General features: G+C 64.6%; 28 protein-coding genes. 7 read left to right on the forward strand and 21 right to left on the reverse strand.

What is annotated here, in order from left to right; translation table 11 throughout:
• Positions 1 to 152: 152 nt before the first annotated feature.
• From pnp to IEV62_RS16525, 8 genes are all read right to left on the reverse strand, one after another.
• Complete coding sequence (pnp, locus tag IEV62_RS16490) at positions 153 to 2546, reverse strand: polyribonucleotide nucleotidyltransferase (protein ID WP_188449435.1); 2394 nt, start codon at positions 2544 to 2546, stop codon at positions 153 to 155.
• A 211-nt stretch (positions 2547 to 2757) separates the two neighbouring features.
• A complete protein-coding gene (gene rpsO / locus IEV62_RS16495) occupies positions 2758 to 3027 on the reverse strand; it encodes a 30S ribosomal protein S15 (RefSeq protein WP_188449437.1) in 270 nt (89 codons plus the stop codon).
• A 20-nt stretch (positions 3028 to 3047) separates the two neighbouring features.
• Complete coding sequence (gene truB / locus IEV62_RS16500; RefSeq protein WP_188449439.1) at positions 3048 to 4034, reverse strand: tRNA pseudouridine(55) synthase TruB; 987 nt, start codon at positions 4032 to 4034, stop codon at positions 3048 to 3050.
• Positions 4031 to 4729 (reverse strand): site-2 protease family protein, encoded by a 699-nt coding sequence (locus IEV62_RS16505; RefSeq protein ID WP_188449441.1) that lies wholly within the window; start codon positions 4727 to 4729, stop codon positions 4031 to 4033. The genes truB and IEV62_RS16505 overlap by 4 nt, the downstream gene beginning before the upstream one ends.
• A 14-nt stretch (positions 4730 to 4743) precedes the next feature.
• Positions 4744 to 5325 (reverse strand): thymidine kinase, encoded by a 582-nt coding sequence (locus IEV62_RS16510; protein ID WP_188449443.1) that lies wholly within the window; start codon positions 5323 to 5325, stop codon positions 4744 to 4746.
• A 50-nt stretch (positions 5326 to 5375) separates the two neighbouring features.
• Positions 5376 to 5768: a 30S ribosome-binding factor RbfA gene (gene rbfA, locus IEV62_RS16515; RefSeq protein WP_188449445.1), complete on the reverse strand. Its 393-nt coding sequence runs from the start codon at positions 5766 to 5768 to the stop codon at positions 5376 to 5378.
• Positions 5769 to 5914: 146 nt separating this feature from the next.
• Entirely contained in the window at positions 5915 to 8662 is a 2748-nt protein-coding gene (gene infB / locus IEV62_RS16520) for a translation initiation factor IF-2 (protein ID WP_188449447.1), read from the reverse strand.
• Positions 8659 to 9387 carry a DUF448 domain-containing protein gene (locus IEV62_RS16525; protein ID WP_188449449.1) on the reverse strand — a complete coding sequence of 243 codons (729 nt, stop codon included), beginning with the start codon at positions 9385 to 9387 and terminating at the stop codon, positions 8659 to 8661. Before IEV62_RS16525 ends, infB begins: the two co-directional genes overlap by 4 nt.
• A 50-nt stretch (positions 9388 to 9437) precedes the next feature.
• Here IEV62_RS16525 and IEV62_RS16530 point away from each other — a divergent pair, with 50 nt between their 5' ends.
• Entirely contained in the window at positions 9438 to 9824 is a 387-nt protein-coding gene (locus IEV62_RS16530; protein WP_373868606.1) for a GIY-YIG nuclease family protein, read from the forward strand.
• Between the two features lie 130 nt (positions 9825 to 9954).
• Here the strand turns inward: IEV62_RS16530 and IEV62_RS16535 are convergent, their stop codons facing one another.
• Genes IEV62_RS16535 through rimP form a run of 3 tightly spaced genes read right to left on the reverse strand, consistent with a single transcriptional unit; the run spans position 9955 to position 12361 of the window.
• Positions 9955 to 10185, reverse strand: coding sequence for a tautomerase family protein (locus IEV62_RS16535; RefSeq protein ID WP_188449450.1), 231 nt, complete (start codon positions 10183 to 10185; stop codon positions 9955 to 9957).
• Positions 10185 to 11783 carry a transcription termination factor NusA gene (nusA, locus tag IEV62_RS16540; protein ID WP_188449451.1) on the reverse strand — a complete coding sequence of 533 codons (1599 nt, stop codon included), beginning with the start codon at positions 11781 to 11783 and terminating at the stop codon, positions 10185 to 10187. The genes IEV62_RS16535 and nusA overlap by 1 nt, the downstream gene beginning before the upstream one ends.
• Complete coding sequence (gene rimP, locus IEV62_RS16545) at positions 11783 to 12361, reverse strand: ribosome maturation protein RimP (protein WP_188449452.1); 579 nt, start codon at positions 12359 to 12361, stop codon at positions 11783 to 11785. Before rimP ends, nusA begins: the two co-directional genes overlap by 1 nt.
• Before the next feature lie 250 nt (positions 12362 to 12611).
• Here rimP and IEV62_RS16550 point away from each other — a divergent pair, with 250 nt between their 5' ends.
• Complete coding sequence (locus IEV62_RS16550) at positions 12612 to 13811, forward strand: PQQ-dependent sugar dehydrogenase (RefSeq protein WP_188449453.1); 1200 nt, start codon at positions 12612 to 12614, stop codon at positions 13809 to 13811.
• Between the two features lie 90 nt (positions 13812 to 13901).
• Here the strand turns inward: IEV62_RS16550 and IEV62_RS16555 are convergent, their stop codons facing one another.
• From IEV62_RS16555 to IEV62_RS16580, 6 genes are all read right to left on the reverse strand, one after another.
• Positions 13902 to 14690 (reverse strand): crotonase/enoyl-CoA hydratase family protein, encoded by a 789-nt coding sequence (locus tag IEV62_RS16555; protein ID WP_188449454.1) that lies wholly within the window; start codon positions 14688 to 14690, stop codon positions 13902 to 13904.
• A gap of 114 nt (positions 14691 to 14804) precedes the next feature.
• Positions 14805 to 16337 (reverse strand): acyl-CoA synthetase, encoded by a 1533-nt coding sequence (locus tag IEV62_RS16560; RefSeq protein WP_188449456.1) that lies wholly within the window; start codon positions 16335 to 16337, stop codon positions 14805 to 14807.
• A 43-nt stretch (positions 16338 to 16380) separates the two neighbouring features.
• Positions 16381 to 16989, reverse strand: a complete 609-nt coding sequence (locus IEV62_RS16565) for a winged helix-turn-helix domain-containing protein (protein ID WP_188449458.1) — start codon at positions 16987 to 16989, stop codon at positions 16381 to 16383.
• 52 nt (positions 16990 to 17041) lie between these two features.
• A complete protein-coding gene (locus IEV62_RS16570) occupies positions 17042 to 17932 on the reverse strand; it encodes a transposase (RefSeq protein ID WP_229733301.1) in 891 nt (296 codons plus the stop codon).
• Positions 17932 to 18849: a hypothetical protein gene (locus IEV62_RS16575; RefSeq protein ID WP_188449462.1), complete on the reverse strand. Its 918-nt coding sequence runs from the start codon at positions 18847 to 18849 to the stop codon at positions 17932 to 17934. The genes IEV62_RS16570 and IEV62_RS16575 overlap by 1 nt, the downstream gene beginning before the upstream one ends.
• Positions 18846 to 18998: a hypothetical protein gene (locus IEV62_RS16580; protein ID WP_188449463.1), complete on the reverse strand. Its 153-nt coding sequence runs from the start codon at positions 18996 to 18998 to the stop codon at positions 18846 to 18848. The genes IEV62_RS16575 and IEV62_RS16580 overlap by 4 nt, the downstream gene beginning before the upstream one ends.
• Positions 18999 to 19135: 137 nt before the next feature.
• Here IEV62_RS16580 and IEV62_RS16585 point away from each other — a divergent pair, with 137 nt between their 5' ends.
• Positions 19136 to 19600 (forward strand): PaaI family thioesterase, encoded by a 465-nt coding sequence (locus IEV62_RS16585; RefSeq protein ID WP_188449465.1) that lies wholly within the window; start codon positions 19136 to 19138, stop codon positions 19598 to 19600.
• A complete protein-coding gene (locus IEV62_RS16590; protein ID WP_188449467.1) occupies positions 19597 to 19977 on the forward strand; it encodes a PaaI family thioesterase in 381 nt (126 codons plus the stop codon). Before IEV62_RS16585 ends, IEV62_RS16590 begins: the two co-directional genes overlap by 4 nt.
• Positions 19978 to 19986: 9 nt before the next feature.
• On the opposite strand, the gene IEV62_RS16595 is transcribed toward IEV62_RS16590, so the two are convergent.
• The 4 genes from IEV62_RS16595 to IEV62_RS16610 form a co-directional block, all read right to left on the reverse strand.
• On the reverse strand, positions 19987 to 20415 hold the full coding sequence (locus IEV62_RS16595) for an acyl-CoA thioesterase (protein ID WP_188449469.1): 429 nt from the start codon (positions 20413 to 20415) through the stop codon (positions 19987 to 19989).
• A 9-nt stretch (positions 20416 to 20424) separates the two neighbouring features.
• The gene (locus IEV62_RS16600) at positions 20425 to 20934 is read right to left on the reverse strand and encodes a DUF1993 domain-containing protein (protein WP_188449471.1); all 510 of its coding nucleotides are present in this window, start codon (positions 20932 to 20934) and stop codon (positions 20425 to 20427) included.
• Between the two features lie 124 nt (positions 20935 to 21058).
• A complete protein-coding gene (locus tag IEV62_RS16605; protein WP_188449473.1) occupies positions 21059 to 21841 on the reverse strand; it encodes an SDR family NAD(P)-dependent oxidoreductase in 783 nt (260 codons plus the stop codon).
• Positions 21842 to 21945: 104 nt separating this feature from the next.
• Positions 21946 to 23118: an acetyl-CoA C-acetyltransferase gene (locus IEV62_RS16610; protein ID WP_188449475.1), complete on the reverse strand. Its 1173-nt coding sequence runs from the start codon at positions 23116 to 23118 to the stop codon at positions 21946 to 21948.
• A 101-nt stretch (positions 23119 to 23219) separates the two neighbouring features.
• Between IEV62_RS16610 and IEV62_RS16615 the strand changes: the two genes are divergently transcribed.
• From IEV62_RS16615 to IEV62_RS16625, 3 genes are all read left to right on the forward strand, one after another.
• Positions 23220 to 23885 carry a nitroreductase gene (locus IEV62_RS16615; protein ID WP_188449477.1) on the forward strand — a complete coding sequence of 222 codons (666 nt, stop codon included), beginning with the start codon at positions 23220 to 23222 and terminating at the stop codon, positions 23883 to 23885.
• 149 nt (positions 23886 to 24034) lie between these two features.
• A complete protein-coding gene (locus tag IEV62_RS16620) occupies positions 24035 to 24520 on the forward strand; it encodes a hypothetical protein (RefSeq protein ID WP_188449479.1) in 486 nt (161 codons plus the stop codon).
• Entirely contained in the window at positions 24517 to 24999 is a 483-nt protein-coding gene (locus IEV62_RS16625) for a hypothetical protein (RefSeq protein WP_188449481.1), read from the forward strand. Before IEV62_RS16620 ends, IEV62_RS16625 begins: the two co-directional genes overlap by 4 nt.
• Positions 25000 to 25100: the final 101 nt, after the last annotated feature.

Below are 25100 nucleotides of genomic sequence, written 5' to 3' on the forward strand. Positions count from 1 at the left end.
CGAACTCCTGTCAGGGTCGGGAGAACAGGCTACGCGATCCACGGCGGCGCGGATCGCGGCGTCGGACGCACGCGATGGTGTTCCGAAATTTCAACGAAAAAGGGGCCCGCGTTGCCGCGAGCCCCTTATCCTCTCCCGAAACTTCGTCCGGTTTAGTCGCGATCGCCCGTCAGGAAGGCTGGCGCGAATTCAGGCGCTGGGCCGTTGTCGTCACCACCGGCTGCACGCTCGGGGCGCGGAGCGCGCTCACCGCCGCCATCACGACGGGGCCCGCGGCCACCGTCGCCGTCACGACGCGGACCACGGTCACCGCCGCCGCCGCCACCCCGGTCATTTCTGGGACCGCGATCACCGCCGCCGGGACCACGACCGCCGTCGCCATCACGGCGCGGGCCACGATCCGGGCGATCGCCGCGCGGACGCTCTTCGCGTGCCGGGCGGGTGTCTTCCAGCTCGGCACCGGTCTCCTGATCGACGACGCGCATCGACAGACGAACCTTGCCGCGCGGGTCGATCTCGAGGACCTTGACCTTGACTTCCTGGCCCTCGGAAAGAACGTCCGAGACCTTCTCGACGCGCTCGTTCTTGATTTCGGACACATGGACGAGGCCGTCCTTGCCGCCCATGAAGTTCACGAACGCCCCGAAATCGACGAGGTTGACGACCTTGCCGTCATAGACCTTGCCGACTTCGGCTTCCTCGACGATGCCCTTGATCCACTTGATCGCGGCTTCGATCTGCGACGTGTCGGACGACGACACCTTGATCACGCCCTCGTCGTCGATGTCGACCTTGGCGCCGGTCGTCGCGACGATCTCGCGGATGACCTTACCGCCCGTGCCGATCACGTCCCGGATCTTGGTCTTGTCGATCGTGAAGGTCTCGATGCGCGGTGCGTGCGCCGAGAGTTCCTCACGCGTGTGGTCGAGCGCCTTGGCCATTTCGCCCAGGATGTGCGCACGGCCTTCCTTGGCCTGTGCGAGCGCAACGCGCATGATCTCGTCGGTGATGCCGGCGATCTTGATGTCCATCTGCATCGTGGTGATGCCCTCGGACGTGCCCGCGACCTTGAAATCCATGTCGCCGAGGTGATCTTCGTCGCCCAGGATGTCGCTGAGAACCGCGAAATCCTTGCCCTCGAGGATCAGGCCCATCGCGATGCCCGACACCGGGCGCTTCAACGGCACACCAGCATCCATCATCGACAGCGAACCGCCGCACACCGTCGCCATTGACGACGAGCCGTTCGACTCGGTGATGTCCGACAGAACGCGGATCGTGTACGGGAACTCGTCCTTCGACGGCAGCACCGGGTGCAGCGCGCGCCAGGCGAGCTTGCCGTGGCCGACTTCACGACGGCCCGGCGCGCCGAAGCGGCCGACTTCACCGACCGAATAGGGCGGGAAGTTATAGTGCAGCATGAAGTTTTCGTAGGACAGGCCGGTCAGCCCGTCGATCATCTGCTCGGCATCCTTGGTGCCGAGCGTGGTGGTGCAGATCGCCTGCGTTTCACCGCGGGTGAACAGCGCCGAACCGTGCGCGCGCGGCAGGAAGTGCACCATCGCCTCGATCGGACGGATCTGCGTGGTGGTGCGGCCGTCGATGCGCTGGCCGTCCTTGAGAATGGCACCGCGAACGATCTCGGCCTCAAGCTTCTTCATCAGCTTGCCGGCAGCCATCTGGTCCTGCGGGGCAGCATCGGCGAACGCTGCCTTGCCCTTGGCGCGGGTTTCGTTGAGCAGGTTCGAGCGCTTGGACTTGTCGGTCACCTTATAGGCAGCCGCAATGTCCTTGCCGATCAGCTTCTTGAGCTTGTCCTTGGCCGCGGTCAGATCGGCCTGTGCGGCCATTTCCCACGGATCCTTGGCAGCTTGCTCGGCGAGATCGATGACGAGGTTGCAGACTTCACGGCACGCCTTGTGCGCGAACTGCACCGCGCCGAGCATGACCTCTTCCGAAAGCTCCTTGGCTTCGGATTCGACCATCATCACCGCGTCACCAGTAGCGGCGACGACGAGATCGAGCTCGCCGGCCTTGATCTGCTCGATCGTCGGGTTGAGGATGTACTCACCGTCGATATAGCCGACGCGCGCCGCGCCGATCGGGCCCATGAACGGCACGCCCGAGATGGTCAGCGCAGCCGATGCAGCGACCATCGCCAGCATGTCGGGCTCATTCTCGCCGTCATACGACAGGACCTGACAGATCACGTTGATTTCGTTGTAAAACCCTTCCGGGAACAACGGGCGGATCGGGCGGTCGATCAGGCGGCTGGTCAGCGTTTCCTTTTCGGTCGCGCCGCGCTCACGCTTGAAGAAGCCACCGGGGATACGGCCGGCCGCCGAATATTTTTCCTGATAGTGAACGGTCAGCGGGAAGAAATCCTGGCCTTCCTTCACCGACTTGGCGGCGGTTACGGCGCACAGCACCACGGTTTCGCCCAAAGTCGCCATCACGGCGCCGTCAGCCTGGCGCGCAACGCGGCCGGTCTCGAGGGTCAGGGTCTTGCCACCCCATTGGGTGGTTACGGTCTTGGTATCGAACATTGTATTTCCTTCAACGCCGGTCGCCCTATGCGATCCGGGGCCTTTGAGTGAGCCTTGAGTGGCTCATGGGATTTGGCCGAATTGCCTTATCCCCTTCCGTCACCCCGGACTTGTTCCGGGGTCCACTTCACCGCTTGGCCAAGCCCTGCGGTGGATCCCGGCACAAGGCCGGGATGACAAAAGGGGCGACCCGCAGGCCGCCCCTCCTGAATTACTTGCGAAGCCCGAGCTTCGCGATGAGACCGGTGTAGCGTGCGCCGTCCTTGTGGCGGAGATAGTCGAGCAGCGAACGCCGCTTGTTGACCATCATCAGCAGACCGCGGCGCGAGTGATTGTCTTTCTTGTGGCCCTTGAAATGCTCGGTCAGGTTGCGAATGCGCTCGGTGAGGATCGCGACCTGGACTTCGGGGCTGCCGGTGTCGCCTTCGACGCGGCCATGTTCCTTGACGAGCGCGGTCTTGCGCTCTGCAGTGATCGTCATGTGTTTTCCTTCGACATCGTTTACAGGTTGAAACCGCGAACGACACGGACCTCGCGGTCCAGAACCTCGACCAGAGCGATCGGAACATCGTCCGAAAGCGCGAAGTAGGGGCCATCGTCTGCGGCAATCCCGATCAACACCCGCCCCTGTCGGAGCAGCCCTGCCTGATCGGGGGAGAGGGGTAGAGCCGGGATGTCGTCCAGCCCCGCCCTCAACGGCAGGAGTTTGTCTTCAAGCGTGCGCGCCTTACCCAATTCGGCCAGTTTGTCCAGCGATATCGCTTGGGACAGGTCGAACGGCCCGGCTTTGGTGCGGCGCAGATAGGTAACATGGCCGACCGTCCCGAGCGCGATCGCAATGTCGCGCGCTAGGGCGCGGATGTAGGTGCCCTTGGAGACATGCGCGGTGAGGGTGACGCTATCCAACGCTTCGTCACCCCGGGCTTGACCCGGGGCCCATCCCTCCACTTGCGGCGTCGTTGCTTGTTGCACGATGGGCCTCGGCTCAAGGCCGGGGTGACGAAGAGCGAGAGCATGGACCACAACGAAGCGCCCCGCCAGCACCACATCTTCCCCCGCCCGCGCCAGATCATACGCCCGCGCGCCATCCACCTTCAGCGCGGAGTAAGCCGGCGGCACTTGCTCGATCGGCCCGGTAAACCGCCCCAGCACCGCCTCCACCTGCGCGAACGTTGGCCGCACGTCACTCTCGGCAATCACCTTGCCCTCAAGATCGAGCGTGTCGGTCTGCACCCCAAAACCGATCGTGAAGTCATACACCTTGTCGCTGTCGAGCATCCGCCCAGCGAGCTTGGTCGCCTCGCCCAGCGCGATCGGCAACACGCCCGTCGCCAGCGGATCGAGCGTGCCGCCATGCCCAACCTTGATCCCGCGCTTGCTGACATCGAACCCGGCATCGCGCAGCGCGCGCTTCACCGCCGACACGCCTTGCGTCGAGCCGAGCCCGAGCGGCTTGTCGAGGATCAGCCAGCCATGCACGCCGCTCACAATCCGCCGAGTTGCGCGATGCCGAGGAAGCCCTGGAACACCGCATTGGCAATCGGCCCGATGAACCGCCGGACGATATCGAGTTGCGGGCTGATCATCGGCAGCACGAACAGCAGGATCAGCAGCAGCGGAAAGCCGAACCGTGCGAGCTTGGCATAGTGCGCGGCCGCGGCGCGCGGCAACAGACCCTGGACGACGTGTCCGCCATCGAACGGCGGCAAGGGGATCAAATTGAAGACGCCGAGGAACACATTGACCTGCAGGAAGCTGACGAGCGAGAGAAACGCGAAACCCGACACGGTGTAGAGCGCGCTGGCGGGCGGCACTGCACCGGAAAAGAACCCCGCGAGCGTCAGCGCCGTCAGCATCGCCAGCACGAAATTCGTCCCCGGCCCGGCCAGCGCGACGAAGATCATGTCGCGGCGGGGCTCCCGCAGATTGCGATAATCAACCGGCACGGGCTTGGCCCAGCCAAAGATCGGTGCGTGCGCAATCGCCAGCACCATCGGCAGCACGACCGTGCCGACCGGATCGACATGGCGAATCGGGTTGAGCGTCAGCCGCCCCATCCGGGCGGCGGTATGATCGCCGAACAGCCGCGCGACATAGCCGTGCGCGACTTCGTGAAACACGATCGCGATGACGAGGGGGATGAGCCACACCGCGATGGTGTAGGGCAGGGGAAGGTCGGTCATGGGTTCCGTTCAGTTCAGCTTGCTTGAGCCAGCTTCTCGCTGAAATGGCGACGGCACAGCGCAATGTACAGGTCGTTGCCGCCAATCTCGGTCTGCGCCCCCGCTGCGACCGCCTTGCCCGCGGCATCGACACGCAGATTCATCGTCGCCTTGCGCCCGCACGCGCAGACCGATTTGATCTCGATCAGCGAATCCGCAATCGCCAGCAACCGCGCCGAGCCTTCGAAGAGATTGCCCAGAAAATCGGTGCGCAGCCCGTACGCGAGCACCGGGATACCGTGCGCATCCGCCAGCGTGGCGAGCTGGTCGACTTGGCCGGTGGTCAGAAACTGCGCTTCATCGACCAGCACGCATGCGGGCGCATCGGCGCCGCTCGCCAGCACTGCTGCCGCCAGATCGGTCGCGCGGTCGAAGGCCAAAGCGGGCGTGTCGAGCCCGATCCGCGAGGTGATCTTGCCCGCCGCGAACCGGTCGTCGATCGCGGCGGTGAACAGCACGGTCCGCATCCCGCGCTCGCGATAGTTGAAATCGGCTTGCAGCAAATTGGTCGATTTGCCGGCGTTCATCGAGGCGTAGTAGAAATAGAGCTTGGCCATCAGATCATCCAGTGAGCTATGTCCCATTCGCGCGGATGACAGTGTCGAGCTCAGTCGTCGCCCAAATCCTGCGCGACATGCGGCGCGCGCAGCAGCGTGTCGATATGGCTGCCTTCGTCGAAACTTTCGTCGGCGAGAAACTTGAGCTTGGCGGCATATTTCATATGCACCCGCGCGGCGACTTCGCGCTGGAGATAGGCGGTGTTGGTGCGCAGCGCCTTCAGCACCGCTTCCTCGTCACGGCCGAGCAGCGGCTTCATGAACACCGTCGCATGGCGCAGATCGGGCGACATCCGCACTTCGGTGATCGTCACCGGATGCTTGGCGAGCGTCTCGTCATGCACGTCGCCGCGCGCGAGGATGTCGCTGATCACATGCCGCATCTGCTCGCCGACGCGGAGCAGACGGACGGCACGGGTTTCAGGGGTTTCGTTTGGGCGCATAATGCCTTCTTACACCTCTCCCAGCGGGAGAGGGAGGGGCCCAAGCCATTTGGCTTGGGAGGGTGAGGGTGAGGTCGCGCTGTCGCACACCCTCACCCCGCGCCGCTCCGCGGCTTGCCCCTCTCCCGCCGGGAGAGGGAGATTTCTCACAAAGTCCGCTCTCGCAACTCGACCTCGAACGTCTCCAAAAAGTCGCCCGGCTTGATGTCGACGAAGTTCGACGTGAAGGTAACCCCGCACTCCAACCCGGCCCGCACTTCTGCGACATCGTCCTTGAAGCGCCGCAGCGAGGCGATTTCGCCCTGGTAGATGATGACATCGGCCCGGGTGATACGCGCCTTGAGCGCCTTGCGGATGTTGCCCTCGGTGACGAGCAGACCTGCTGCCTTGCCGTGCTTGCCGGCTGAGAAGACGTCGCGAATTTCGGCACGGCCGACCACCGTTTCGAACGCCTCGGGGCCAAGCTCACCCGCCATACCGGCGCGGATTTCGTCGGTCAGATCGTAGATCACGTCATAATATTTGAACGCGACCTTGTGCCGCTCGGCAATCTCGCGCGCCTTGGCGTTGGGCCGCACGTTGAAGCCGATGATCGGCGCGCCGCTTGCACCCGCGAGCGTCACGTCGCTCTCGGTGATGCCACCGACGCCCGAATGGAGCACGCGCGCCTTGATCAGATCGGTCGAGATCTTGTTGATCGCGCCGACGATCGCCTCGACCGAACCTTGCGTATCGGCCTTGACCACCAGCGGATATTCGATCGCCTGCTTTTCCTTCAAAGCACTGAACATGCTCTCGAGGCTCGCCGGGCCACCCGCGGTGCGCTTGCTGGTCATCACGCCCTGGCGATATTCCGCCACTTCGCGCGCGCGCGCTTCGTTTTCGACCACCGACAGCGGATCGCCCGCACGCGGCACGCCCGACAGGCCGAGCACTTCGACCGGCATCGAGGGCCCGGCTTCCTTGATCTGCTGACCCTTGTCGTTGGTCATCGCGCGGACCTTGCCGCTTTCGGCACCGACGACGAAGATGTCGCCGACCTTCAGCGTGCCACGGTTCACGAGCACGGTCGCGACCGGACCACGGCCCTTGTCGAGCTTGGCTTCGATCACGGTGCCCTCGGCCGGGCGATCGGGATTGGCCTTCAGCTCGAGCAATTCGGCCTGCAGCTGGATCTTCTCGATCAGTTCGTCGAGCCCGGTCTTCTTGAGCGCCGAGACTTCGACGTCCTGGACGTCACCCGACATTTCCTCGACCACGACTTCATATTGCAGCAGCGCTTCGCGCACTTTCTGCGGGTTGGCGTCGTGCTTATCGACCTTGTTGATCGCGACGATCATCGGCACGCCGGCGGCGCGGGTGTGATTGATCGCCTCGACCGTCTGCGGCTTGATCGCATCGTCGGCGGCGACCACCAACACGACGATGTCGGTGACGTTGGCACCGCGCTGGCGCATTTCGGTAAAGGCTTCGTGGCCGGGCGTGTCGAGGAAGGTGATCTTCGACTTGTCTTTGAGCGTCACCTGATACGCGCCGATATGCTGCGTGATGCCACCGGCTTCACCGCGCACGACATCGGTGCCGCGCAGCGCGTCGAGCAGCGAGGTCTTGCCGTGATCGACATGGCCCATGATCGTGACGACGGGCGGACGCGGCACCGCATTTTCATCGGCATCCTCGCGCGTGTCGTTGGTCAGATCGACGTCCGAATCGCTGACGCGGACGATGTTGTGGCCGAATTCGGTCACGAGCAGCTCGGCCGTGTCCTGGTCGATCGTCTGCGTCATCGTGACGGGCATGCCCATCTTGAACAGCGTCTTGACCAGGTCCGCGCCCTTTTCCGCCATGCGGTTGGCGAGTTCCTGGACGGTGATCGCCTCTGGCACGACGACATCGCGGATTTGCTTGGCCTGCACTTCGCGCGGGCCGCCCATCCGGCGATGTTCTTTTTCGCGCGCACGCTTCAGCGCGGCAAGGCTGCGGGCGCGGGCGCCGTCGCCATCGTTGAGCGCGCGGTTGACGGTCAGTTTGCCGCCGCGACGCTCGTCCCCCTTGCGGTCGCGTTGACCCGGTCGCGAGGGTGATTCGGTGGCGGCAGGTGCCGAAACGCCGATCGCCGGACGCTTGGCCGCGCCGGGAGTGGCGGATGCGCTCGTCTCGGCGGCGGGTTCAGGGGTTGGTGCGGGGGCAGGGCGCGGCCGTTCGGGACGCGCCACCGGCGAAAACATGCGCGGGGCGGGCAGCGACGGATCGAGGCCGAACATCCGCGGCGGCTCGGGCGCGGCCGGTGCAGCCACGGCTGGGGGAGCAACGGGCGCGGCGGCGGAAGCAGCAGTGGCTTCGACCGGCTGCGCGGCCGCCGCTTCGGCAACGGCCGTGGGCGCAGCCGGTTCCTGGGCCAGTTCTTTGGCTGGTTCTGGAGCCGGTTGCGGCGTCGGATCGGGCGCTGCGGCGCTGTCGGGGGCATCGCCTGCACGGCGATTTTCCTCGGCGCGGCGGCGTTCTTCCTCTTGCGCTTCGATTCGGTCGCGCTCTTCACGGCGACGCGTTTCCTCGAGCGCGTTCATCCGCGATTCTTCAGCCTCGCGCAGCAACTTGGTCTGCAGCTCCTGGCGGGAGAGCAGCGAATTGCCGGGCGAGATCGGCGCGGGTGCGGGCGGCGGGGCGGGACGTGGCGCTTCGGCCGCCGGAGCGGGCGCAGGCGCCGCTTCGACCACGGGGGCCTCGGCCGGACCACCGGGTCCGAGGATGCGGCGGCGCTTCACTTCGACCACGACGGTGTTCGACCGGCCATGGCTGAAGCTTTGCTTGACCTTGCCGGTCTCGACCGTGCGCTTCAGCCCAAGCGGCTGACGCATCCCGAGTTTCGGCTTTTCGTTGTCGGTGTCGCTCACTCAAGTTCCTCGCATGTGTCGTCGTCCGCGACGGAGTTGCCAGCTCCGGTCGGGATAATTTGAAGCGCCGATGCGCCCTGCGAAACGGTTTCGCAAGTCGGAAGGGCGGGATGGGATCCGATGAAATGCAGCCAGCGGGTCAGTGTTTCACTCACTCGCCGCGCCGCATCACGCTCTGTCAGACCGATATGTACCACATTCTGCCGACCCAGTGCCACGGCCAATATGGTGCGCGGGACGGGCAGTGCCAACCCCCTGAGGTCGCTGCCCTCTTCGTCCTTGCCGACGCGCCACGCCTGGTCGAGCTTGCGGTTGCCGTCGGTGCCGGCATCGGCCGCGTGGAGCAGCAAGTGCAGCTTGCCCGATCGCGCCGCCGCCTCGATCTTTTCGGCACCGGTCAGCAGATTGCCCGTACGCGCCTCGAGCCCGAGCCGGTCGAGCACGGCGCGTTCAAGCGCGGCGGCGATCATATCAGGGAGATCGTCCGGAATCGCGATCGGCCCGGTCTTGAACGCGCGCGCAAGCGCGGCCTTGAGCTTGCCCTTGGCGATCGCGCTTTCCAGCTCGGCGCGGGTGACGCCGATCCAGGCGCCGCGACCGGGGGCCTTGGCCCGCACGTCAGGAAACACCGCGCCGTCGGGGGAGAGCGCGAGCCGAATCAGCGACTCACGCGGCGCGCGCTCGCCGAGCAGGATGCAGCGGCGGATGGGATCGTGCGCGTTCATCGTCCGTCACCCCCCCGTTTCGTCACCCCGGCCTTGTGCCGGGGGCCACCGTGCCGCAAATTCTGCGTCCGACGATCGAGCGGCACAGTGGACCCCGGCACAAGGCCGGGGTGACGGGGGTTGGAAAAGTGCGAGAACGACAACCGTGCGTGTATATCCTGGCCAGCGGTTTCAACGGCACGCTGTATGTCGGCGTTACGTCGAATCTGATTGGACGGATTCTCCAGCACAGAGACGGGGTGTTCGATAGCTTCACCAAACGGCACGGGATTATCCGTCTTGTTTGGTTCGAGATGGCTGACACCATGGAGGCCGCGATCACCACGGAAAAACGGCTCAAAAAATGGCAGCGCGACTGGAAGAAGAATCTGATCGAACGCAACAATCCGTACTGGGAGGATTTGGCCGTAGCGCTGGGCTTGCCACCGCTTAGCTAAACCAAGCCCGTCACCCCGGGCTTGTCCCGGGGTCCACGGTGCAACACGCCCCTCGGCACGCCGAATACGCGGCCCGGTGGCCCCCGGGACAAGCCCGGGGTGACGGTCGTTCTGGGTAAACCCTAGCGTTTCATTGCGAGGATTCCGCATGAGCGTCCTCCTGCAACTTAGGCGCGTCGCGATCCACGATCAGCACCCCGCCGGCACCATAATTCTCGGTCGACACTTCCTCGATCACGATCTGCACCGCAGCCGGGTTCTTGCCCAGCCGCTCCACGAGCGACTGGGTGACGTCCGCGACGATCCCGGACTTCTGGTCCTTCGTCGCGGTGCCCGAGATGCGGATGCTGACGAAGGGCATCAGGCCTTTTCATCCTCGAACCAATGCGCGCGCGCCGCCATGATGATCTCGTTGCCCTGCGCTTCGGTCAGGCTGTATTCGCCGAGCACGCCGCCCTTGTCCTCGGGACGCTTATTCTGCTCGGCCCCTTCGGCGCGGCGGCGTTGCTCCTGGCGCTTCTTCTGGATCAGCTCGTCGGTCGCCAGATCGGCGAGATCGTCGAGCGTCTTGATCCCGGCCTTGCCGAGCGTGACCAGCATCGCTTCGTTCAGATGCGGCAATTCGGCGAGCGCATCCTCAACGCCCATGCCGCGGCGTTCCTCGCGGTTGGCGACTTCGCGGCGGTCGAGCGCCTCGGCGGCGCGGCTCTGCAATTCGGCGGCGAGATCGTCATCAAAGCCTTCGATCGAGGCGATTTCCTCGACCTCGACATACGCGACTTCCTCAAGCGCGCCGAAGCCTTCGGCAACGAGCAACTGGGCCAGCGTCTCGTCGACGTCGAGCTCGGTCTGGAACATCTCGGTGCGCTCGGCGAATTCCTTCTGGCGCTTCTCGGAGGCGTCCTGCTCGGTCAGGATGTCGATCGCCTTGCCGGTGAGCTGCGACGCCAAACGCACGTTCTGGCCGCGACGGCCGATCGCGAGGCTGAGCTGATCGTCGGGAACGACGACTTCGATGCGGTCCTCTTCCTCGTCGATCACCACGCGCGACACCGAGGCCGGCTGGAGCGCGTTGACGACGAAGGTCGCGGTATCGGGCGACCACGGGATGATGTCGATCTTCTCGCCCTGCATTTCCTGCACGACCGCCTGAACGCGGCTGCCCTTCATGCCGACGCACGCACCGACCGGATCGATCGACGAATCATGCGAGATGACGCCGATCTTCGCGCGCGAGCCGGGATCGCGCGCGGCGGCCTTGATTTCGATGATGCCGTCGTAAATCTCGGGCACTTCCTGCGCGAACAGCTTCTTCATGAAATCGGGGTGCGCGCGGCTGAGGAAAATCTGCGGCCCGCGATTCTCGCGGCGCACATTCAGGATCAGCGAGCGGATGCGGTCGTTGACGCGCACCACTTCGCGCGGGATTTGCTGGTCGCGGCGGATCACGCCCTCGGCGCGGCCGAGATCGACGACGACGTGGCCGAATTCGACGCGCTTGACGACGCCGGTGATGATCTCGCCCATGCGGTCCTTGAATTCTTCATGCTGGCGCTCGCGCTCGGCGTCGCGGACCTTTTGGAAGATGACTTGCTTGGCGGCTTGCGCGGCGATGCGGCCGAATTCGATCGGGGGCAGCGGATCGACGATATAATCGCCAACGACCGCGCCGGCCTGAAGCTTCTGCGCTTCCTTCAAATTCACTTGCTTGAAATAATCATCGACCGCCTCGACCACTTCGACGACGCGCCACAGGCGCAGGTCGCCGGTCTGCGGATCGAGCTTGGCGCGAATGTCGTTTTCGGCGCCGTAACGGGCCTTGGCGGCGCGCTGAATCGCGTCCTCCATCGCCTCGATCACGATCGCCTTGTCGATCATTTTCTCGGTCGCGACGGCGTTCGCAATCGCGATCAGCTCGGCGCGGTTGGCGGTAACGCCGGAGGTCGCTGGGATGGCCATCAAATCTGTCCTTCGTCTTCGGTACCCTCGGGCACCAATTCTTCTTCGGTTTCTTCTTCCTCGACCCCGTCCATCGAAAGCGGACGGGTCGCGGCAATCAAGGCGTTGGTCAGCACCAATTTGGCGGTACCGATTTGCGAAAACGGCACTTCCATCTCGCCCTTGGTGGCGACGTAAATGGTGATGATATCGCCCTCTACGCCTTTGAGCAGGCCGGTCAGCACCTTGCGCCCGTCGATCGGGCTGCTGAGCACGATGCGCGCTTCATGCCCGTCCCAATCGGCGAAATCCTTAAGCCGCGTCAGCGGACGGTCGATCCCGGGCGAGGAGACTTCGAGGCGATATTCCTCGCTGATCGGGTCGCGGCCTTCGGCCTCGAGCGCGTCGAGCCGGTCGGAGATGCTGCGCGACAGTGCCGCGCAATCGTCGATCGTCAGCTGGCGCGTGGCGGGGCGTTCGGCCATCACTTGCAGCGTCAAGTCGCCCTTGCCGCCGAACAGCTTCACGCGCACCAGATCGAAGCCGAGCGCTTCGGCGAGCGGGGCGACAAGCGCGGTAAGATCGGGCGTTTCGGCCACAGGAGTCCAATGCAAGGGTCTTCGGCGCCGGAACCGGGGGGCTCCAGCCTCTTCACCGTAACGATGTAGAGAGTGAGGACGATATAGGCGGCTCGCGGGCGGCTGGCAAGCGCCGTCCACCAATCCGTCACCCCGGACTTGTTCCGGGGTCCACGCTGCTGCAAAAACCGTCGGCGGGGTTCGCGGAGCAGGGGACCCCGGAACAAGTCCGGGGTGACGACGGTATGGTACTCCGTCACAGGAGATTGCCATGCGCGTACGGGTTTTGATGCTTTCGGTAGCGATGATCGGGTCGGCCTGTTCGGCGCAGGGCACGCAGAAATTGCCGCGTAACGCGCCCGAAGCCACGGTCAAGAACGTGCCCGCGACGACCGGCCGCGCCAATCTGCGTGAGACGCCGCCGCCCTTCACGATGACCCGGATCGGGACCTTCGCCGAACCCTTCGCGCTTGCCATGCTGCCGGGTGGCGCAGCGCTGATGACCGAGAAAGCCGGGCAGTTGAAGCTGCGCTGGGCCGATGGCAATGTCGTGACGGTAAGCGGCGTGCCGCGTGTGGCGAAGGTCGATCAGGGCGGCTTACTCGATGTCGCGATCGCGCCGGGTTTCGCGGCGAATCGCGGTATTTATCTCAGCTATTCCGAACCGGGCAAGAACGGCGCCGCGCTCGCGCTCGCGCATGCGACGCTGAAAATCACGCAAGTTCAGTGTGTTCGCGCGCCATGCCCGGCGCAGGCATCGCTCGAGGGTTTCCGCGTGCTGTGGCGCTCGGGCATGAACGGCGTGGGTGGGCAGTTCGGCGCGAACATCGCCTTTGCCCCCGATGGCAAATCCCTGTTCCTGTCTTCGGGCGAACGCCAGCGTTTCACCCCGGCGCAGGATCCTGAACAGCGGCTCGGCAAGATCCTGCGGCTGACGCTCGACGGCAAGGCGTGGCCGGGTAACCCGCAATATAAAGCGGGCGGCGTGCGCTCCGAAACGTGGAGCACCGGCCACCGCAACCCCTACGGCCTCGCCTTCACCGCCGACGGTCGCTTGTGGGAGGAGGAGATGGGGCCGATGGGCGGCGATGAACTCAACCTCATCCTGCCGGGCAAGAATTACGGCTGGCCGGTCGTCTCCAACGGCGACAATTATTCGGGCAAGCCGATCCCCGACCATCCCAGCCGCCCCGATCTCGAAGCGCCGAAACTGTGGTGGAACCCGTCGATCTCGCCGGGCGGGATGATCGCCTATTCGGGCGCGATGTTCCCGGGGTATCGCGGCAATCTGTTTATCGGCGCGCTTGGCGGCCAGGCGCTGATTCGAATCGTGGTCACTGGCGACAAGGCCATGGCCGTCGCGCAATGGCCGATGGTCGCGCGCGTCCGCGATGTGGCGCAAGCGGCCGATGGCGCGATCTGGCTGATCGAGGATGAAGGCGCGTTGCTGCGGCTGACGCCGAAGCGGTAAGGCGGGTGGGGTCTTAGAGCGGGATGACGTTAGTCGGACTCCCCCCCCTGAAGGGAAGGGGCTTGCCGGATCAACGTAACGTCATCCCGCTCAATCCGCGTCGGAAAATACCGCGGGGCGCTTCTGCATATTGGCGGCGACCTGCTCCATCATCGGGGCCTTGCCGATCACCGCGATCTGCTCAGTGGTTTCGGCCTCGAGCATCGTCAGCGGATCGGCATCGTGCGCCATGTTGCACAGCCGCTTGGCCCCGCGAATCGCATTGGGGTTCTTCGCGGCAATGTCGCGCGCCAGTGCCATCGCGGCGGCGTGTGGGTCCTCGGCGATGCGCGTGATGAAGCCGTGGTGCAGCGCTTCGTCTGCGTCGAATTCGCGCGCGGTATAGACCAGCTCGCGCAGCACATCGTCGCGCACCAGCCCGCGCCAGATCGGGAAGCCCGCCATATCGGGGACGATTCCCCAATACAGTTCGCGGATGGCAAAGCGCGTGCCCGGCGCGGCGATGCGGATGTCGGCACCCGACATGATCTGAAAACCGCCGCCCATCGCGACACCGTGCACTGCCGCGATCACCGGCACCGGCAAATTGCGCCAGCCCCAGGTGACGTGTTGCGGCAGGATCGATCCCTGATCGTTGCGGTCGATTCGCGAGAGGCCGGATCCGCCGCCCGCCATGCTCGCCATGTCGAGCCCGGCGCAAAAGCCACGCCCCTCACCTGACAGCACGACGCAGCGCACATCCTTGCGCGGGTGCAGCGCGTCGATCGCCGCGCCGATCCCTTCGAACATCGCCGGGTCGATCGCATTCATCTTGTCGGCGCGCGTCAGGCGCACATCGGCGATATGATCGGTGACGGTGACGGATACGCGGTCGTTCATCTAGCTAACTCCATCTTTCGTCACCCCGGACTTGTTCCGGGGCCCACCCATCCCCGAACCTTTCGCTGGCGAGGCGCGGTGGACCCCGGAACAAGTCCGGGGTGACGGCAAGGTTTAAACGATCCCGGCGTTCATCTCACCCCAATACTGATCCCGCAGCAGCCGCTTATACAATTTGCCCGTCGCGTGACGCGGCAATTCTGCGCTGAAATCGATCTGGCGCGGCGTCTTCACCCCCGACAATTCGGCGCGACACCACGCCGTGAGTTCCGCCGCCAGCGCATCGCCCGCCTCGGCCATGTCGACCGGCTGCACCACCGCGACGACCCGCTCGCCCATTTCGGGGCAAGGCGCGCCGATCACCGCCACATCCGCCACGCGCGGATGCGTGATCAGCCGGTTCTCGATTTCCTGCGGATAGATGTTCACCCCGCCCGAGATGATCATGAAGCTCTTGCGGTCGGTGAGATACAGATAGCCATCGGCGTCGATCCGCCCGATATCGCCAAGCGTCGACCAGCCGAGCGCGTTGCGCGCCTCCGCCGTCTTGGCCGGATCGTTATGATATTCGAACGCGCCGCCGCCCTCGAAATAGACCAGGCCCTCCTCGCCGGCGGGCAGTTCAACGCCATCCTCGCCGCAAATGTGCAGCACGCCATACGCCGCCTTGCCGACCGATCCTTTGTGTTCCAGCCACTGCGCCGAATCGATCGTCGTCAGGCCATTGCCCTCGGACCCGGCATAATATTCGTACAGCACCGGCCCCCACCAATCGATCATCGCTTCCTTGACCGGCACGGGGCAGGGCGCGGCGGCATGGATCGCGACCTTGAGGCTCGACAGATCATGCGCCGCGCGGGCGGCGGCATCGAGTTTGAGCATCCGCACGAAATGCGTCGGCACCCATTGGCTGGCGTTGATGCGGTAGCGCTCGATCGCCGCGAGTGCCGTGTCGGGGTCGAAATGCTGGAGCATCACCACCGTCCCGCCGAGCCGCTGCACCGTCATCGACCAGCGCAAGGGGGCGGCGTGATAGAGCGGCGCGGGGCTAAGGTAGATGCTGTCCGGCCCCAGCCCGTACAGCCCGCGCGCGAGCATCATCAGCACCGTCGCGGCGGTGATGTCGGGGTCTTCGGGAAGTGCGACGCGCACGCCCTTGGGCCGCCCGGTCGTGCCCGAGGAATAGAGCATGTCGATCCCGGCGCGTTCGTCGGGGATTGGGGTGGCAGGCATCGCCGCGACCGCATTTTCCCAAACATCCCAGCCGGGCACCGCACCGCCGACCGAAAAGCGCAGCCCGCCCGCATCGGTGCCTGCGATACCGGCGAGGCTGGCCGAGACGATCAGCAGCTTCGCCCCTGAATCGGCGATGATATACGCCAGCTCGGGCGCGGTCAGCTTGGTCGAGATGCAGACGAAGAACAGTCCGCTGCGCTGCGCGCCCCAGGCGATGTCGTAAAATTCGGGCGTATTCTCCAGCATCAGCGCGATTGTATCGCCCGCCACCAGCCCGCGCGCGCGGAAAAGCTGCGCCGCGCGGTTCGACCGCGCGTCCAACTCGCCAAACGTGATCGTCTCGCCGGTCTCCGCGACGATCAGCGCAGGTTTGGCGGGGTCGGTCCGCGCATGGATGCTAGGGTGCGACATTCTGGGCCTCTCCAGGCTTCTGGTTTCGTTTTGCAACCCGATGCTATACGCCCGCTTCCGGCACGGCAAGGCGATAGCCGACGCCCTTTTCGGTGTGCAGCATCGCGGACTCGAATCCCCGATCGAGCTTGGCGCGCAGCCGCGAGACATGCGCCGCGACAAGGTTCGTGCCGGGGTGGAAGCGCAGGCCCCAGACCGCGCTGCGCAATTCGTCGTGCGACACCACCGCACCCGCGCGCTCGGCCAGATAGAGCAACAGCCGATATTCGCGCGGCAACAGATCGAGCGCGCGTCCGGCGCGCATCGCACAGCGTTCGACTCGGTCGATCGTCAGCGGCCCGATCCGCACCGCGGTCGGCACCCGCCGCACGAGCGCCGCCAAGCGCGCCGCGATCAGCCCGTCGCTGGAAGAGAGTGCGACCGCGTCATCGGCCCCCGCATCAATCGCAGCGGCAACCGCAGCATCGCCGCCACGCACCACGTGCAGCGTCGGGATGTGCGCGGCATATTCGGGGCCCGCTGGAGCACCGTCGATCACGAACCGAACGCCGGCTTTGACGACCCCGCCCCCCGCCACCAGCCGCAAGCCGCGTTTCGCCATTTCGGCCCCGAGACCAGGGCGCACGACGCCAAAGGCGAGAACGGACTCCACGATCACGACATATAATCGAAGCACGATACGCAAATGCCGCAATTCTAGTCCATTATGGATTGACGAGGGCCCGTGCCTGGTGCGCGACATAGCGGTCGGGATCGTCCACGCCGCGTTCGAAGATAGCGATCCGGTCGGCGCGATCCTCTTCGCACGACGCCAGCGCGCGCAGCGCCGTAACCCGCATCCGCGCGGCGGGGTGGCGCAGCGCGAGTTCGCTCGCCAGGCCGCGTCCGGCCTCCCCGCCATAATGCACCGCCAAGGCGACCAGCGCTTCGGACGGCGCGGTCGTCAGACCCTCCGCGATCGTGCCCGCCGCGATATCGAAGCGGAACTGGTCGCGCCACGGCTGCGCGCGGTCGAACGCGAGGATGTTGAGCGAGACCGACAGGCTGTCGGGCGGCAATTGCACATGCATGTCGTGCCGCGCGCGGTAGAGCAGCACCTTGCCCTCCTCCAGCCGCGAGCGCTCGACGAACCGCAGGCCGGCCTCTTCGCCCGCCACCCCGACCAGTGCCTCCACGTCATACTCGTAATAATCGCTCCAATAGCCCGGCCCCTGATAGCCGACCGTCAGAAACGAGAAATTATGGTCGTGCGGCATGTCGTAGAAAAACGGCGCGGTCCCGCTCGCGCGCACCACCGCATCGGCGCGGGCGGGCCAGAAATTCGCGCGCAACACGTACCGGCCATTGGCCGGGCGCAGCAGGAACACTTGCGCCCCATACGCATTGCCCGCCGCCTGACCCGAACAGCGGTCCTCCAGCTCGGCAATCACGAGATCTGCGAGGAACGTGCGGTTGCGCGCCAGCCGCGCGAGCATGGGACCGAGCGCGGCGAGCGACTCCGCGTCGCGCGGATCGAACGCGCTGGCGTCGAGCGCGTCGACCAGATCGTCGAGCCCGATCGCATCGCCATGTCCGGGATCGATCACGCGCGGCATCAGGCGGCCAGCCGCTGTTCGACCAAGGCGAGCGTCGCGTTGGCCGCCGCGCGGACCTCCGCATTGGGGTCGCCGCCCGCCATCTCGCGCAAGCGTGGCAGCGCGGCCCGCGCATCACTCGCCAACCACTCGCGCATCGCTGCCCAGCGCAGGAAAAAGGCCGGGTCGCGCGTCGCGGCGGCAAAGCACGCTTCGCTCCCCCGTCGCCCTGCCAGCCGCAAATAGGCCAGCAGCATCTGCGTGCGCGCGGCACGGTCGTCATTCGTCGCGACCCGCACCAGCGCGCCGCTGTCGATTGCATATTCGCGCGCATAGGGAATCGTCTGCGCCCGCAGCGTTGCGCTCAGCGTCACGACATCGCTGGTTGCATCGGCGATGACATGGCCTTGCGTCCGCCCGTCGCTCCGCACGACATCGCCATCGCCGAGCCGCAGGTCGGGTAACGGCGCGCACGGCTTTGCGGTCGTCGCCGAAAAATCCGCGAGCATCGGCTCGGCCTCCCACCGCCGCAGCCGCGCGTTCCCGGCGCGGACATAGCGCGTCACCGTCACGCGCCCCGGAATGACGACCGTGCGCGGCGGGGGCAAGTGCGCGAGCGCGTCGGCGGACAGCACCGTCGCCGCAATCGACACCGCCGCCGATTCGAACAGCACCGTCCCGATCCGCAAGCCATCGCGCGCGACGCGAAACGGCGGTTCGAACCACGGATCCTCGGCCAGCGCGGCGATCAGCGGCGCGATCAGCGCGCCGACCCAGTCGTGATCGCGCAAAAGCGTAGAAATCGCACGCTCCACCGCAACTTCGGCGAACAAATCCTCCAATCCGCGATACGGTTCGCTCGCCCGGAACGCGGCGGCGGCGGCAAAAGAGCGTGCCGCCGCCGCGTCCAAACTGACCCGGTCGGGCAGCACGATCAAGGGTGAACCTCATAAATCAGAATCGCGACGCCGATGATGTAATCGAAGATATCGTCGCCGACGATTTCGAGCGAACGGATCGCGCCGCTCGTGCCGACGTGCGTCGCAAGATCGACGATCTGGTTGATATCAATGCTGAAAATTTCCATCGCCTGCCCCCATGGTGCGGATGAGCCCGCATTAGGAGGCTAAATCGATCGCTGGTCGCGCGCTTAGTTAAATCGCTGTAACGTGGTGCACGGGCGCGCGCCCTTGCGCCGATGCTGCCTTGCGGTACGGAGGTGGCATGTTTCCTGCCGATCCCCCCGCCTTCGATCCGCAACGTTTCCTGCGCTATGGCGTCGGCGGGCATGGCAGGCTGCTGGGGTTGACCTATCACGCGCACGGGCCCGATTGGGTCGAGCTGCATTTGCCGTATCGCGCGGAATTAATTGGCGATCTGGACAGTGGTGTGCTCGCCTCCGGCCCGATCCTGACGATGATGGACATGGCGACCAGCATGGCGGTGTGGACTCGGATCGGTCGCTTCCGCCCGCACGCAACGCTCGATCTGCGGATCGATTATCTGCGCCCCGCGACGCCGGGCAAGGCGGTGTTCGGGCGCGGCGAATGCTATCGGATCACGCGCTCGATCTCGTTCGTGCGCGGGCAGGCGCATGATGGCGACCCGGCCGATCCGCTGGCGCATGTCGCGGGGACTTTCATGTTTACCGATGCGCCGGTCGAGCCTTCGGTCGGAGCAGGCGCATGAAATTGCCGCCTTATGCTGATCTGCTGGGGATCGCGCCCGTGGGTGGTAACGATCCGACGCTGCTGACGATGCCGAGCGCCTACACGTTGCTCGGGCGGCCCGGCTATTTGCACGGCGGCGCAATTGGCGGCTTGCTGGAAATGGCGGCGATCATCGCATTGCGTCACGCGCTCGCGGCCGATGGCGGCGGCCAGATCAAGCCGATCAACGTCACCGTCGACTTCATGCGCGGCGGGCGCGAAAAGTCCACCTTCGCGCGCGGTACGGTCACGCGGCTCGGCGGGCGGGTCGCCAATGTCGAAGCAATCGCGTGGCAGGATGACGCGGCCAAGCCGATCGCGGCGGCGCGGATGAATTATCTGATCGTGCGCGGCTGAGCCGACCGCTTACCGCCGGACCTTATGCGCTTCCAGACCGGCGCGGAAATCGTCGGGCAGCGTTGTGATCCCGCCGCTCGCGCTCATCACGATCACGACGTCGCAGGTGGCGACGCATTCGCCCTTCTGGAACCCCGCCGACAGGATGTGCCAGCTGCGATTGCCGATATCGCCAATTCCGGTCGCAATCTCGACATCGGCGGGAAAGAAGCTCTCGCCGATGTAATTGATCTCGACCTTGGCGACGAGCCAGCGATGCCCCGCCCAACCGGCCAGATTCATCGACCGGTTGAAGCGTACCCGTCCGCTTTCGAACAAGGCCGCCATCGCGACATTGTTGATATGGCCGAGCACGTCGAGATCCTGAAAGCGGGTCTGGATCGGTTCGCTGTGCGGATAGGATGCGGGGTCGATCCGCCAGGATTCGGGTTTGGACATGGCGGCGACCTACAGGCCGCTCGGGAACACGTCCAGCTTGCCGAGTGGCACGCCCTTCGACCGCAGGATCGCATAGACCATGTTGGCGTGGAAGGCGATGTTGGTCGCCGCGAACACCGTGACCCATTGCGCAGCGGGCAGGGTAGGCTCCATGTTTGGCCCCAACTGGGCGGTGATGGAGACATTGTCGCGACCGGCGAACTGTTCGGGCGTCAGCGCGGCGAGCCACGCCTTTGCCGCTACGATTGCGGCCTGATAGCCCGCGACGTCGAGATCGGCTGTGACCGGTTCGGGGATGGCCATGTCGATCGCGCGCGCGATCCAGGATTGCGAAAAGTTGATGACGACCATCGCCTGAAATGACACCGGGTGCATATCTTCGGCAAGCCGCCAGCCAAGCATGTCCGCCTCGGGAAGGCTGTTGGCCGCGGCGAAGGCGCTGCCCTTGGTGAGCAGGTGCGCGACGGTGTCGAGCTGGCGACGGAACAGGTCGACGAAGCTGAAGAGCGTGGTGGTCATGGGGAGGGTTCCAAATTCCCCTCCCGCTTGCGGGAGGGGTTAGGGGAGGGGTTGTTATCGGGGTCTAAATTCAGCGGCCGCATGCCCTCCCGCAAGCGGGAGGGGAGAAAGACGGCGGCCTTAGTCAGCGAGGCGCCATTCTAATCGCGCCATCCAACCGCACGTCCTCGCCATTGAAGTACGAATTTTCCAGCATCGTCAGCGCCAGATGCGCATATTCCGCTGGCATGCCGAGCCGCTTGGGGAAGGGGACCGAGGCGGCGAGATTGTCCTTAACCTGCTGTGGCGCGCCCTGCATCAGCGGAGTTTCGAAAATGCCGGGCAGGATCGTGTTGATGCGGATACCCTCGCCCATCAAATCGCGGGCGATCGGCAGCGTCATGCCGACCACGCCGCCCTTCGATGCGGAATACGCCGCCTGGCCGATCTGGCCGTCCTCCGCCGCGACCGAAGCGGTCATCACGATCGCGCCGCGCTCACCATCGGTGCCGGGGTCGAGCGTCAGCATGCCCGCCGCCGATTTGGCAACACAGCGGAAGGTGCCGACGAGGTTGATCTGGATCAGCCAGTCGAACGCCGCGAGGCTGAAATGCTTGATGCTGCCATCTTCCTTGGAGCGGCTCGCGGTTTTCATCGCATTGCCGGTCCCGGCGCAGCAGACGAGCACCGCCTCCTGTCCGTTGGTGGCACGCGCCTTGGCGAAGCCGGCGTCGACCGATTCCTCGGAGGTGACGTTCACTTCGCAGAACACGCCGCCGATTTCGGCGGCGAGCGCTTCGCCCTTTTCGGCCTGCAGATCGAAGATCGCGACCTTGACGCCCTTGGCGGCAAGCGCGCGCGCGGTGGCGGCACCGAGGCCGGATGCGCCGCCAGTGACGACGGCAGCGGTGGTGGAGTCGAGTTTCATCGTGTCATTCTCCCCTTGTGTTCCTGCGGACGCAGGAACCCAGAGCCGCAAGTGCGGCGTTCATAACCCTAAGCTCCTGCGTTCGCAGGAGCACGGCGCAAAAATCAAAGCCGCTCGATGATCGTCACATTGGCGATGCCGCCGCCCTCGCACATCGTCTGCAGGCCATAGCGCCCACCCGATGCCTTCAGCGCGTGCACCAACGTCGCCATCAGCTTCGTGCCGGAAGCACCCAGCGGATGGCCGAGCGCGATCGCGCCGCCATTGACATTGAGTTTCGCATGGTCGGCACCGGTGTGCTTCAGCCACGCCAGCGGCACGGGCGCGAACGCTTCGTTGACTTCGTACAGGTCGATTTCGTCGATCTTCATGCCCGAACGCTGCAGCGCGCGGTCGGTCGCGAAGAGCGGTTCCTCGAGCATGATGACCGGGTCGCCGCCGGTGACGGTCAGATTGACGATCCGCGCGATCGGGGTGAGGTTATGCGCCTTGAGCGCGGCCGCGCTGACGATCATCACCGCGCTCGCCCCGTCGCAAATCTGGCTGGCATTGGCCGCCGAGATGCTGCCGCCTTCCTGTAGCAATTTGACCTGGCCGATGCTCTCGGGCGTCGCGTCGAAGCGAATGCCCTCGTCGATCGCGTGCGCGATGACGCCCTCGGGGGTCTCGACATCGATTGCGACGATCTCATCGGCGAAGGCCCCGCGCTGGGTCGCGGCGGCGGCGCGCTTGTGGCTTTCGGCTGCGAAGGCATCGAGTTGTGCGCGGTCGAAACCGTGCTTCTTGACGATCATTTCTGCACCCATGAACTGGCTGAACATGATGCCGGGATATTTTTCTTCAAGTTGCGGCGATTTGTAATTGCCCAGCCCCTCTTTCATGAACAGCGTCGCGGTCGACCCCATCGGCACGCGCGTCATGCTTTCGACGCCCGCTGCGATCACGATGTCCTGCGTGCCCGACATGACCGCTTGGGCGGCGAATTGCATCGCTTGCTGCGACGATCCGCACTGGCGATCGATCGAGACGGCAGGCACGCTGTTAGGCAGATTCTTCGCGGCGAGCACGGCGTTGCGGCCGACTTGGCCCGCTTGCTGCCCGCCCTGCATGACGCAGCCCATGATGACATCGTCGACGGCTGCGCCATCAATCCCGGTGCGCGCGATAATTGCGTCGAGCACGTGGGCGGCCATGTCGACAGGGTGCGTTCCGGCGAGCTTGCCGCCACGTTTGCCACCGGCGGTGCGGACTGCGTCCACAATATAGGCTTCGGCCATGCTCGACTCTCCAGATCGGTTGTTGTTTGCAACCTCTTGCCGCGAATGCGCGCGTTGGGCAAGGTGGGTTGGCGTACCCGATGATCGAAAGGCGAGATGGCATGAACGTGAGCGAGGCGATTGCGGCGCGTCGATCGGTGCGAGGATATCGCACCGATCCGGTCGATTCCGCGGTTTTGCATGGTATCGTCACCAAGGCGGCGCGGGCGGCGACGGGGGGCAATTTGCAACCTTGGCACGTCGATGTTCTAATGGGCGCGCCGCTGGAGGCGCTGAAAGCAGCAATTGCCGCGAAGCTGTGGCGTGGCGAGACCGAGACGCCGGCGTATGACATCTATCCCTCCGAACTCGTCGCGCCGTATCGCGACCGGCGTTTTGCGGTGGGGGAGGCGCTATATGCCGAAATCGGCATCCCGCGCGACGACAAAGCCGCGCGGCGGCTCTGGTTCGCGCGCAATTTTCAGTTTTTTGGCGCGCCTGCCGCCTTGTTCTGCACGGTCGATCGGCGGATGGGACCACCGCAATGGGCCGATCTCGGCATGTATCTGCAGAACGTGATGCTGCTCGCGGTCGAGGCCGGGCTCGCCACCTGCGCGCAGGAATGCTGGGCGGTCTATCCCGAGACGGTCGCGGCCGCGATCGACGTTCCGCCGGAACGGATGCTGTTCTGCGGGATGGCGATCGGCTTTGAAGATATTGAAGAGCCCGCGAACCGCCTGTGCAGTCCACGGGCTCCCGCGACAGAGTGGTTGAAGATCAGGGAATGATGAGACAAATTCTGCGCTAGCAAAGACCCAATGACCAGCTCCGCACCAATACTCTGTTAAAGCCTCATGTCGCCTCTTCCAGCCGGGACGTCGCAGTCTAGATTCCACGCAAAACATAGTTTATCTAATGCGGTGTCCGGGAGGGAAAAATGAGCGATTTCAATCGAGGTGGACTGAGTTTAGCGGAGATCAAAGAAGAGATCTTTGATCCCGTTCTAGCCAAAATGATCTATATCCGAGTCGTTCATGGGGCTCAAATTACGGAATATCTTCGGTATCGCCCGATCGTGGACGAATTGACTCCGGTCCTTCACAGATTGATCAATCCCGCACTTCTGGATTCGATCGTAAATCGACGTGAGAACCCGCAATTCAACGTCGATTCCTTGAAGCGGAAAATTTACGTCCCCGAAGACCAGGCGCGGTCGTGCCTTCGCAAAATCGTCGAGATCGAGCATGGCATTCGAGACATGACACTTGTTCGGAGCGTGACCGAATCGTGTATGAATTTGCTACTACGCCTTATCCATTCGAAGGAGTTCGCGGCTGAACTTGCCGGCGTCCTCGCGCCGTTCGATATCGACTATCCGCCGAGGCCGCCTAAGCGGCCAAAGCCGCCCAAGAGGCCGAGATGAAATGGACCATCTTGCGCCAACTCTCCCAGTCTCAAGCGGTCTATTGGGCTTTCGGGTTATGGATCCCCGTGATCACAGGAGTGCTGCTGGCTAGGGCGGGGGCGCTGGTGACGCAATATCCGGATTTTGCCCGCATTCATTACCCCAGCGTGGTGTTTTCGGCGTTTCTGCTAGCCTTGGCGGGGACGGCATGGGCCATTTTTGCAACGGTCTGCAATCTCGCGCCCGACGCCGCTATCCGCGAACATAAAAGCCAGGCCGAGTATCTCGAAAAATGTCAGAAGGCGTATTCGGGTGACGACTGGCCGCCGATCTTCACGGCTTTGGTACAAAAATGGGAACGGACAAATCGCCTGAACCTGACAGATGTCGCGTTGGTAACGGTCCTGCTCGTCTTAGCCTTCACCTTGGCAGCGCTCGCCTTCTGGCATCTCCTGACCGCGATATCGCCATTGATTGCGATTTTGATCCATCGCTAAGAGCCCGTCTTGAATCTCAAGCGTAACGAGCGAGGCGTCGGAGGATAACGAGGGCGGCGGCAGCGTAGAGGAAGGCTGTTGCGGAACGGATGGTGTTTTCA

The sequence above is a fragment of the Sphingomonas psychrolutea genome, from assembly GCF_014636175.1.
GTDB classification, from domain to species: Bacteria; Pseudomonadota; Alphaproteobacteria; order Sphingomonadales; family Sphingomonadaceae; genus Sphingomonas; species Sphingomonas psychrolutea.